The organism is Isoptericola sp. NPDC057391 (assembly GCF_042668085.1).
GTDB lineage: Bacteria > Actinomycetota > Actinomycetes > Actinomycetales > Cellulomonadaceae > Isoptericola.
On record NZ_JBHVBO010000343.1, the window covers coordinates 1 to 1,008 of the forward strand.

Sequence of the window (1,008 nt, forward strand, 5' to 3'; positions counted from 1 at the left end):
CCTGCGGCCCGTGTGGCATTGAACACGTTCAAGGCGGCTGCAAGAATAGGCGGATGCCGAGGAACAGCGGGGGGCCGCGGATCGTCGACACGATCCTGCGCAATCTCCTCGCGTACGGGGTCGCCGTCGCCGTCGTGCTGCAGCCACAGGGACGGCTCGGTGAGCTCCAGCTCGATGACCATCGGCGTGCCGTCGTCCCCGGTCACGAGGTCGACGCGCGCGTACAGCAGCGGCCGGTCGAGGTCCAGCTGCTCCGCGGCGACGGCGAGCGCCCGCCGGGCCACGTCCACCTGCTCCGGCGTCGCCTGCGCGGGCATCATCTGCTCGCGCAGGTACGGCTCGTCCGAGTCGCTGCTCGGGCCCGTGAGCAGGGCGTTCTTGCGCACCGCGTGGAGCAGCTCGCCGTCGACGAAGACGAGGCCCGTCTCGCCCGCCGTGTCGACCGACGTCACGTAGGGCTGGATCATCACGGCGCGCCCCGCGTCGAGCAGCCCGACCGCGTGGCTGATCGCCAGGGCGCGGGACTGCGCGCTGACCGGCTGGTAGCGGCCCGCGTCCTTGGCGCCCGCGCCCACCACCGGCTTGACGACGAAGTCGCCGAAGGCCGGCATCCTCGTGTGCACGGCGCGCTTCGACAGGTGCCGCGCCGGGTCCAGCCAGATCGTGGGGATGACCGGGATCCCGGCCTCCTCGAGGACGCGCAGATACCCCTTGTCCGTGTTCCAGGCGATGACGTCCGCGGGGTTGACGAGCCGCGGCACCTGCCGCGCCCAGGCGACGAACTCGTCGCGTCGGGGCGAGTAGTCCCACGTCGAGCGGACGACGACGAGGTCGAAGTCCGACCAGTCGATGTCCGGGTCGTCCCACACCAGGGGCTCGGCACGGAACCCGCGGTCCGCGAGCTCCTCGATCAGGGGACGGTCGTCGGCGTCGAGGCCGGGGAGAGCCTGACAGGTGGCGAGTCCGATGCGCTTCGTCGTGGTCACGCGCCGAGCCTAGTGCGCGGCG

Annotated in this window: 1 protein-coding gene; it reads right to left on the reverse strand. The window is 71.9% G+C overall.

All coding sequences use genetic code 11. The features are described 5' to 3' along the window. Nucleotides 1-986 (reverse strand): RimK family alpha-L-glutamate ligase (locus tag ACFUVW_RS20885; RefSeq protein ID WP_430573208.1); only part of this gene is annotated, 986 nt, incomplete at its 3' end. Nucleotides 987-1,008 lie beyond the last annotated feature (22 nt).